General features: G+C 62.5%; 8 protein-coding genes. 7 read left to right on the forward strand and 1 reads right to left on the reverse strand.

Annotated features, from left to right (window positions below; all coding sequences use genetic code 11):
• The 7 genes from DBR24_RS31420 to DBR24_RS02860 all read left to right on the forward strand — a co-directional run.
• A partial coding sequence (locus DBR24_RS31420; RefSeq protein ID WP_256591251.1) for a heavy metal translocating P-type ATPase occupies window positions 1–1,099 on the forward strand: 1,099 nt, incomplete at its 5' end.
• Between the two features lie 16 nt (window positions 1,100–1,115).
• The gene (locus DBR24_RS02835) at window positions 1,116–1,979 is read left to right on the forward strand and encodes a LysR family transcriptional regulator (RefSeq protein WP_123470308.1); all 864 of its coding nucleotides are present in this window, start codon (window positions 1,116–1,118) and stop codon (window positions 1,977–1,979) included.
• A gap of 258 nt (window positions 1,980–2,237) precedes the next feature.
• The gene (locus tag DBR24_RS02840) at window positions 2,238–3,314 is read left to right on the forward strand and encodes a putative 2-aminoethylphosphonate ABC transporter ATP-binding protein (protein ID WP_123469620.1); all 1,077 of its coding nucleotides are present in this window, start codon (window positions 2,238–2,240) and stop codon (window positions 3,312–3,314) included.
• On the forward strand, window positions 3,314–5,038 hold the full coding sequence (locus DBR24_RS02845) for a putative 2-aminoethylphosphonate ABC transporter permease subunit (RefSeq protein ID WP_128613841.1): 1,725 nt from the start codon (window positions 3,314–3,316) through the stop codon (window positions 5,036–5,038). The genes DBR24_RS02840 and DBR24_RS02845 overlap by 1 nt, the downstream gene beginning before the upstream one ends.
• A gap of 41 nt (window positions 5,039–5,079) precedes the next feature.
• Window positions 5,080–6,105 (forward strand): putative 2-aminoethylphosphonate ABC transporter substrate-binding protein, encoded by a 1,026-nt coding sequence (locus tag DBR24_RS02850; RefSeq protein ID WP_016983209.1) that lies wholly within the window; start codon window positions 5,080–5,082, stop codon window positions 6,103–6,105.
• A gap of 142 nt (window positions 6,106–6,247) precedes the next feature.
• Window positions 6,248–7,381: a TIGR03364 family FAD-dependent oxidoreductase gene (locus DBR24_RS02855; RefSeq protein ID WP_128613842.1), complete on the forward strand. Its 1,134-nt coding sequence runs from the start codon at window positions 6,248–6,250 to the stop codon at window positions 7,379–7,381.
• The gene (locus DBR24_RS02860; protein ID WP_123469614.1) at window positions 7,381–7,941 is read left to right on the forward strand and encodes a phosphonate degradation HD-domain oxygenase; all 561 of its coding nucleotides are present in this window, start codon (window positions 7,381–7,383) and stop codon (window positions 7,939–7,941) included. The genes DBR24_RS02855 and DBR24_RS02860 overlap by 1 nt, the downstream gene beginning before the upstream one ends.
• Window positions 7,942–8,211: 270 nt before the next feature.
• Here DBR24_RS02860 and DBR24_RS31425 read toward each other — a convergent pair.
• Window positions 8,212–8,782, reverse strand: a 571-nt coding sequence (locus DBR24_RS31425; RefSeq protein WP_256591252.1) for a DUF3482 domain-containing protein, incomplete at its 5' end; no start/stop codon positions are given.

An 8,782-nucleotide genomic window follows, 5' to 3' on the forward strand; every position in this document is an offset into this window, starting at 1 on the left:
CGCGGCGTGGTTCGACTGGATCTACCGCGCGCTGGTGCTGCTGGTGGTGGCGTGTCCCTGCGCGCTGGTGATTTCCACTCCGGTGACCATCGTCAGCGGCCTTGCTGCGGCGGCGCGCAAAGGCATTCTGGTCAAGGGCGGCGTGTACCTGGAGGGCGGTTTCAAGCTCGATTATCTGGCGCTGGACAAGACCGGGACCATCACTCACGGCAAACCGGTGCAAACCGATTACCTGTCCCTCGACCCAACGGCAGATGCCACGGCGCCGGCAATCGCTGCTGCGTTGGCCGGTCGCTCCGATCACCCCGTGTCGCTGGCCATCGCCAACGCCGCTGTGGATAAAAACTTCAAAGCACTGACTGTGGATAACTTCGAAGCGTTGGCCGGTCGCGGGGTGAAGGGGCAGGTCAACGGTCAGACCTATCACTTGGGTAACCATCGTCTCGTCGAAGAACTGGGCCTGTGCTCGCCGCAGCTGGAAGAAAAACTGTTTGCGCTGGAGAAGCAGGGCAAGTCGGTGGTGCTGCTGCTCGACAGCTCCGGCCCGCTGGCGCTGTTCGCCGTGGCCGATACCGTCAAGGAAAGCAGCCGCGAAGCGATCCGCCAGTTGCATGCTCTGGGCGTGAAAACCCTGATGCTCACCGGTGACAACGTGCACACCGCGCAGGCGATTGCCGCGCAGGTCGGCATTGATCAGGCCAAGGGCGACTTGCTGCCGACCGACAAGCTGCAAGCCATCGAAGCACTTTATGCACAGGGGCATCGGGTGGGCATGGTCGGCGACGGCATCAACGACGCCCCGGCACTGGCCCGCGCCGAGATCGGTTTCGCCATGGCGGCGGCCGGCACCGACACCGCGATTGAAACCGCCGATGTCGCCCTGATGGACGACGATCTGCGCAAGATTCCCGCGTTTATCAGCCTGTCGCGTGACACTGCCAGCATCCTGAAACAGAACATCGCCTTGGCATTGGTGATCAAGGCTATCTTTCTTGGGGTAACCTTCGCCGGACTCGCCACCATGTGGATGGCAGTATTCGCCGACATGGGCGTGAGCCTGTTGGTGGTGTTCAACGGTTTGCGCCTGTTGCGTAAATAAACGATGAGGGATGGTTGTGCTGAGTGCCGAGCTGAAAGCGTTTTACATGGTCGCCCGCCTGGGCAGCATCACGCTGGCGGCGAAAAAGCTCGGCCTTAGCCAACCCACCGTGACCACGCAGATCCGCAACCTCGAAAGCCAATACTCGGTGGAACTGTTCTACCGTGGCGGTCGGCGCCTGAGCGTCAGCGACGAAGGTGCGCGGTTGCTGCCGATGGTCAAGGCGCTGTTGCAGCAGGAAGCCGACATCGAGTTCTTCTTGCGCAATAGTGGTCAGGTGCAGGGCACGTTGCGTATTGCCGCTACGGCACCGTATTACATCCTCGATCTGGTGAAGACCTTTCGCGAGCGCTTGCCGCAGGTGGAGGTGTCGGTGGAAATCGGCAATTCGCAGCAGGTGCTCGAAGCGCTGGAGGACTACCGGGTGGACGTCGCCGCTTCGTCGCAGTTGCTCGACGATGCGCGATTGATTCGCCGGGTGCTGGGCACTGATCCACTGGTGCTGGCGGTGCATCGCAATCATCCGCTGGCAGCTCATGATCACGTGGCTTTGAGCGCACTGGCCGGGCATACCCTGTTGATGCGTGAAACCGGGTCAACGACGCGGCGTCTGACCGAGGAGTTGCTGGCCAGTGCCGGGGTCAGTTTCGGGCCGTTGCTGGAGATCGGCAGCCGCGAGTCGATCCGTGAGGCGGTGCTGCGCAACATCGGCATCAGCATCATTGCCCGCCAGGAAGTGCCGCATGATCCGCAGTTGCGGGTGCTGACCATCGAGAATGCGCCGCAGATTCCCGAGTATCTGTATTGCCTCAAGGAGCGCAAGAGCGCGCGATTGCCGGCGGCATTTCTGGGGTTGGCCCAGGAAATGTCCCCGGCCTGAATTCTCGGTTGCCCTTACTGGCCTCATCGCTGGCAAGCCAGCTCCCACAGGTATTTCTGGTGTTCACAAAATTTGTATTCACTGGAGATCTCTGTGGGAGCTGGCTTGCCAGCGATGAGGCCCGATCAAACAACCCAAGACCCGAATCTTCTGAACCAAAATCCCCGAATACCACTATCGGCCGTTTTTGCCTCACTGCCACATGACGGACGCATTACAACTCTAGGATTGGCCCCATCAGCTTGATGAGGTCTGTCCATGAATCCTGCAATCGCAACTGCCCTGACCAATCCCGGTGCGCCGATGAAAGTGCGCGGCGTGCAGAAGCGCTTCGGCGCGTTTACCGCACTGGATAACGTCTCCCTCGATGTCGCGGCCGGTGAGCTGGTGTGTCTGCTCGGCCCCTCCGGCTGTGGCAAGACCACGCTGCTGCGCTGCATCGCCGGGCTGGAGAAACAGGACAGCGGCGAGTTGTACCTCGGTGACCGCGACGTTTCGCACCTCGCCCCACAAGCCCGCGACTACGGGATTCTGTTTCAGTCCTACGCGCTGTTTCCCAATCTGACCGTCGAGGCGAACATTGCTTACGGCCTCGCCGGCAGCGGTCGCGACGAAGTCCGTCGCCGCGTCGGGCAGATGCTGGAGCTGGTCGGCCTCACCGGCAGTGAGAAAAAGTACCCGGGCCAGTTGTCCGGCGGCCAGCAACAGCGAGTCGCGCTGGCGCGTGCCCTGGCCCCGGCGCCGTCGCTGCTGTTGCTCGATGAACCGATGTCGGCGCTGGACGCCCGGGTGCGCGAGCATCTGTGCACCGAACTGCGCCAACTGCAGCGCAACCTCGGCATCACCACCCTGATGGTCACCCACAATCAGGACGAAGCCATGCTGATGGCCGACCGCATCGCTGTGATGAACAACGGCCGTGTCGAGCAGTACGCCACCCCGCAGGAAATCTACAACCGCCCGGCCACACCGTTCGTGGCCGAGTTTGTCGGTCAGGGCAACTGGCTGCCGTTCCAGCGCAGCAGCGCCAGTCACGCCCGGGTTGGCGGAATGGATGTGCGTCTGGCTGATGGCAGCGTGAGCGGCGCTTCGGGGCGACTGTTCTGCCGTCCGGAAGCGATCAACGTCAATCCCGTGGTGCACGAAGAAAACCTGTTTCCGGCCAAGGTGCGCGAGATCACTTTCCTCGGCAACCGCTGCCGCATGAGCTTCGAACTCGACCAATTGCCGGGGCATCCGTTGCTTGCCGAACTGGCGCCGGAAGCCATGCCGCGCCTTGGCGCCCAGCAAATCATGGTCGCCTTGCCGCCGCGCAGCCTGCAGGTGTTTGCCTGATGAGCGCGAACATCGCACTGCCGCTATCGCACAAGCAGGCGCGGCGAGTGTCCGGTGCCGAGGTCGGTGACCGGATCTTTGTCCTCGGCGGCAAACTCCTGCTGTTGTTGCTGCTCGGTGTCGCGGTGCTGCTGCCCTTGCTGGCGATCTTCTGGCGCGGCTTCAGCAGCGAGGCCGGGCAGGGCGGTGGCTGGCTCGCCGCGAAGGAGCTGGTGACCAGCGCCAATTTCCACTGGCTGCTCGGCAACAGCCTGAAAGTTTCCCTCAGCGTTGCGGCCATTGTCGTACCGCTGGCCTACCTGTTTGCCTACGCGCTGCAACGCACGCTGATTCCGGCCAAGGGCATCTGGCGCGGGATTTCCCTGCTGCCGTTGATGGCGCCGTCGATGCTGCCGGGGATCGCGCTGGTCTATCTGTTCGGCAACCAGGGCATGTTGCGTGGATTGCTCTCGGACAACATCTACGGTTTCTGGGGGATTGTGCTGGGTGAGGTGATTTACACCTTCCCCCATGCGCTGATGATTCTGCTCTCGGCATTGTCGCTGGCCGATGCGCGCCTGTTCGATGCGGCGTCGAGCATGGGCGCCAGTCCGGCCAAGGCTTTTCGCAGCATCACCTGGCCGGCGACCCGCCAGGCGGTGTTTGCTGCGTTCTGTCTGGTGTTCACCCTGACCATCACCGATTTCGGGGTGCCGGTGGTAGTCGGTGGCGACTATCAAGTGCTGGCGCTGGAAGCCTATAAAGCGGTGGTCGGCCAACAGCAATTCGGTCGCGGCGCGTTGATCGGCATGGTGCTGTTGCTGCCGGCGCTGTTCAGCTTTGGTGTGGATGCCTGGCTGCGCCGCCGTCATGGCGATTCAATGAGTGGCCGCGCCCAAGTGTTCAAACCGGTGCCATCGAAATTGCGCGATAGCTGCTATCTGGCGATTGTTTTGCTGATCAGCGCCGCGTTGATTCTGGTGTTCGGCATGGCGGTGTTTTCCTCGTTGGTGAAGTTCTGGCCGTACAACCTGTCGCTGTCGCTCAACCACTATCAGTTCAACGAAACCGCCGGCGGTGGCTGGCTGGCCTACGGCAACAGTTTGAAGATGGCGCTGGGTACGGCGCTGATCGGCAGTGTGCTGATCTTCACCGGCGCTTACCTGATGGAGAAAACCCGCACCCAGCGCGGCCTCAACCTGGCGTTGCGCATGCTCAGTTTCATCCCGATGGCGGTGCCGGGGCTGGTGCTTGGCCTGGGTTACGTCTTCTTCTTCAACCTCACCGGCAACCCGCTGCACGTGCTGTACGGGACGATGACCCTGCTGATCGTCTGCACCATTGCGCACTACCTGACCACCGCACAAATGACCGCGACCACCGCGCTGCGCCAGCTCGACGCCGAGTTCGAAGCCGCCGCGCTGTCGCTCAAGGCGCCGCTGTACCGCCACTACCTGCGCGTCACCGTGCCGATCTGCCTGCCGGCGCTGCTGGACATCGTGCGCTACCTGTTCGTTTCGGCGATGACCACCGTGTCGGCGGCGATCTTCCTCTACAGCCCCGACACCATCCTCGCGGCGGTGGCGGTGCTGAACATGGATGACGCCGGCAACGTCGGCGGCGCGGCGGCGATGTCGACCCTGATTCTGTTCACCTCGGCAGGCGTGTCCTTGCTGCTGGCGTGGGCTTCGCGCGGCTTGCTGCGCCGTTCCCAGGCCTGGCGGCAAACCGCGCCCGGTCACTGATTCAAACCTGCAAACCTCAACTCACCTACAGGAAAACGATCATGTTCAAGCCTATGGCCCTGGCCGCTGCTGTGCTCGCTACTTTCAGCCTGAATGCCTTTGCGGCAAAAACCGAGTTGACGGTGTACACCGCCCTCGAAGCCGAGCAACTGAAGTCCTACAAAGAAGCGTTCGAAAAGGCCAACCCGGACGTCGAGATCAAGTGGGTGCGTGACTCCACCGGGATCATCACCGCCAAACTGCTCGCCGAAAAGGCCCGTCCGCAGGCTGACGCGGTGTGGGGCCTGGCCGCTTCGAGCCTGGCGATTCTCGATCAGCAAGGCATGTTGCAAAGCTACGCGCCGAAGGATCTGGGCAAGATCGGCGCGAACTACCGCGACGCCGCCAACCCGCCAGCCTGGGTCGGCATGGACGTCTGGGCCGCGACCATTTGCTTCAACACCGTCGAGGCCGAGAAGCAGGGCCTGACCAAGCCAGTGAGCTGGCAGGATCTGACCAAGCCTGAGTACAAGGGCAAGATCGTCATGCCGAACCCGGCGTCGTCCGGCACCGGTTTCCTCGACGTCAGCGCCTGGCTGCAAACCTTCGGCGAGAAGCAGGGCTGGGCCTACATGGACGGTCTGCACCAGAACATCGGCCAGTACGTTCACTCCGGTTCCAAGCCTTGCAAACTGGCGGCGGCGGGTGAGTTCCCGATCGGCATTTCCTTTGAATACCCGGCCGTTCAGCTGAAACGCCAGGGCGCGCCGCTGGACATCATCCTGCCGAAGGAAGGCCTGGGCTGGGAGATCGAAGCCACTGCCGTGATCAAAGGCACGCCACATGAAGAAGCAGCGAAAAAACTCGCGGACTTCTCTGCCAGCGCCGAGGCGATGGACCTGTACAAAGAGAACTTCGCTGTTCTTGCTCAGCCGGGTATCGCCAAGCCGCAAACCGAACTGCCGGCCGACTACGAGCAGCGCCTGATCAAGAACGACTTTGCCTGGGCCTCGAAGAACCGCGACGAGATCCTGACCGAGTGGCGCAAGCGTTATGACGGCAAGTCCGAGAAAGTCGTCGCCAAGTAAGATCTTTATCGACTGACAGGGCCCCATCGCTGGCCAGCCAGCTCCCACAGTATTCCAGGGTGGATACAGATTTTTGAACACCTCTAAACCTGTGGGAGCTGGCTTGCCAGCGAAAGCGGTCTCTCATTCAGAGCACCTCTAAATGACCCAACACAAAGACCTGCTCATCGCAGGCGCCGGCATCCTTGGCCTGTCTCACGCCTATGCCGCCGCCAAGCGCGGGCTCAAGGTCAGCGTTTTCGAACGCACCGCCACGCCTCTCGGCGCCTCGGTGCGCAACTTCGGCCAGGCGCTGGTCACCGGCCAGCCACCCGGCCCGATGCTCGAACTGGCCAAGGCCAGCCGCGACATCTGGGGTGACTGGGCGCAACTCGCCGGTCTACAGATCAAGCGTAACGGCTCGTACCTGTTCGCCCGCACCGAAGCTGAAGAACACCTGCTCGAAGCCTTCTGCAACGGCCGCGCCGTGGAACACGGTTACAACATCGCGCTATTGCGCGGTGCTGCCCTGCGTGATCTGTACCACGGTCAGTTCAGCCACCACCGCGCGGCGTTGCACGGCATGGACGATCAACAGCTGTACTCGCGTGAAGCGATCCCGGCGCTGATCGACTACCTGCGCCGCGACCTCGGCGTCGAATTTCATTTCTCCACGCTGGTGCGTGACGTCGAGCCGGGGCGCCTGCACAGCACCGCCGGTACGTTCACGGCGAAACAGATCATCGTCTGCTCCGGCCACGATTATCAGACCCTGCTGGCCGAGCCGATTGCCGCGCTCGACCCGCAAATCTGTCGCCTGCAAATGCTTCGCGCCAAACCGCAGATCGAACTGAACCTGCAACACGCCTTGCTCACTGGTTTGAGCTGCGTGCACTACGGCGCCTTCGCCGATCTACCGCAGGCGGCAGCGGTGCAGGCGCAGATCCTGCGCGAACAACCGCACCTGCACGACAACGGCATCCACCTGCTGATCAGCCCGACGCCGTATGGCGAGCTGATCATCGGCGATTCGCACCATTACGGCAGCGACCCGTCGCCGTTCAACGCCGAACAGGTGGACAACTGGATGCTGGAACTGGCCGAGCAGACGCTGGGCTGCAAGGTGCACGTGGTCGAGCGCTGGCAGGGCGTCTACGGTGCCCGTGGGCCGGGACCGTTTTCGTTCCTGCGCCCGGCACCGGGGCTGAGTGTGGTGCTGATGCACACCGGCGTCGGCATGAGCGTCGGCCCGGCGCTGGCCGAGCGCAACATCGCGCAGTTGCTGGAGGAAATCTGATGACGGAGCAGCAGCAAGTCGTCGCCCGGGTGTTTGGGTTGTATGAGCGTTTCGGCACTCGCGATTACATCGGCGAACCGGTGTCGCAGATCGAGCACATGTCCCAGGCCGCCGAACTGGCAATCGCCGAAGGCTTTGATGACGAGGTGGTGCTGGCGGCGTTCTTCCACGACATCGGCCATCTGTGTGCCGAGGGCGCCGAGAACATGGGCGGGTATGGCGTGGTCAGCCATGAGCGGCTGGGGGCGGATTATTTGCGTGAGGCGGGTTTCAGCGAGCGCCTGGCGCGGTTGGTGGAGTATCACGTGCAGGCCAAGCGGTATCTGACGTTGCGTGAGCCGGGGTATTTCGAGCGCTTGAGTGAGGCCAGTCGCAGGACACTGGCGTATCAGGGCGGGGTGATGACGGAGGCAGAGGCGGACATGTTTGAGCGCGATCCGTTGTGTGCTGTCAGCCTGCGGATGCGGCAGTGGGATGAGTTGGCCAAGGAGATAGCGGTGCCGGTAATGGATTTGAGTGTGCTAAAGCGCAAGGCTGAGGTTTTGTTGTCGGCTGAGTGATTGCAACCCTCACCCCAGCCCTCTCCCGGAGGGAGAGGGAGCCGATCTTCATGCCTTTCAAACCTGAGTTCGACTGGGTGTCTCAGGTCGATGTATGACCCGAGAACACCACGGTCAGCTCCCTCTCCCTTCGGGAGTGCAGGGTGAGGGAGCCGATCTTCATGCCTTTCAAACTGAGTTCGACTGGGTGTCTCAGGTCGATGTATGACCCGAGAACACCACGGTCAGCCCCCTCTCCCTCCGGGAGAGGGCTGGGGTGAGGGGCGGCGTCTAAAGCTCAAGCACCTTTCCCACCAACGCCTCAATCTGCTCCTGCCTTTCCGCCTGATTCAACTTTGCATGCGGATTCAACGACGACCACTGCGGATGCGCCCGTGCCTTGCTCAGTGCCTCGGGCAGCTTGCCCTCGCGCCAAGTCTTGTCCTGCGGGGTGGCGACCTGAACCGCCTCCATCGCCGCGTGTCCGCGTTGATCGAGCGCCAGCAACAGCTGCCGCTGACGCAGCGCCAACAGCCGCAACACGCCGTCATCCACGGTCAGTTCCCGCTGGCCCTTGATCTTGCCGAGCAAGCGACTGCCATAACTGCGCGCCGTTTGCAGCGCGCCGCCAGCGATCGCACCGGCCAAAGCGGCTGCACCGAGCGTAATCCCGCCCACCAGCAAATCCACACCAGCCCCGGCCGCGGCGCCTGCCGCAATCCCGCCGCCAACGCGAACCCCCAGTTGCTTCAAGGTTTCCGGGTTGAACAAATCATCGCCCCAACGCCCATCCAGCAACGGCAGATCACTGGCCGCTGCATCCTGCGGGCGAAACGCGTAGAGCTTGAGCAACGCTTCGACG

Source organism: Pseudomonas sp. HMWF006, assembly GCF_003061205.1.
GTDB classification, from domain to species: domain Bacteria; phylum Pseudomonadota; class Gammaproteobacteria; order Pseudomonadales; family Pseudomonadaceae; genus Aquipseudomonas; species Aquipseudomonas monsensis.

What these genes read in the sequence shown, in the direction of transcription:
- DBR24_RS02840 (WP_123469620.1), top strand. Translation starts at nt 2,238, where the DNA reads ATGAATCCTGCAATCGCAACTGCCCTGACCAATCCCGGTGCGCCGATG.
- DBR24_RS02860 (WP_123469614.1), top strand. Translation starts at nt 7,381, where the DNA reads ATGACGGAGCAGCAGCAAGTCGTCGCCCGGGTGTTTGGGTTGTATGAG.
- DBR24_RS02845 (WP_128613841.1), top strand. Translation starts at nt 3,314, where the DNA reads ATGAGCGCGAACATCGCACTGCCGCTATCGCACAAGCAGGCGCGGCGA.
- DBR24_RS02850 (WP_016983209.1), top strand. Translation starts at nt 5,080, where the DNA reads ATGTTCAAGCCTATGGCCCTGGCCGCTGCTGTGCTCGCTACTTTCAGC.
- DBR24_RS02855 (WP_128613842.1), top strand. Translation starts at nt 6,248, where the DNA reads ATGACCCAACACAAAGACCTGCTCATCGCAGGCGCCGGCATCCTTGGC.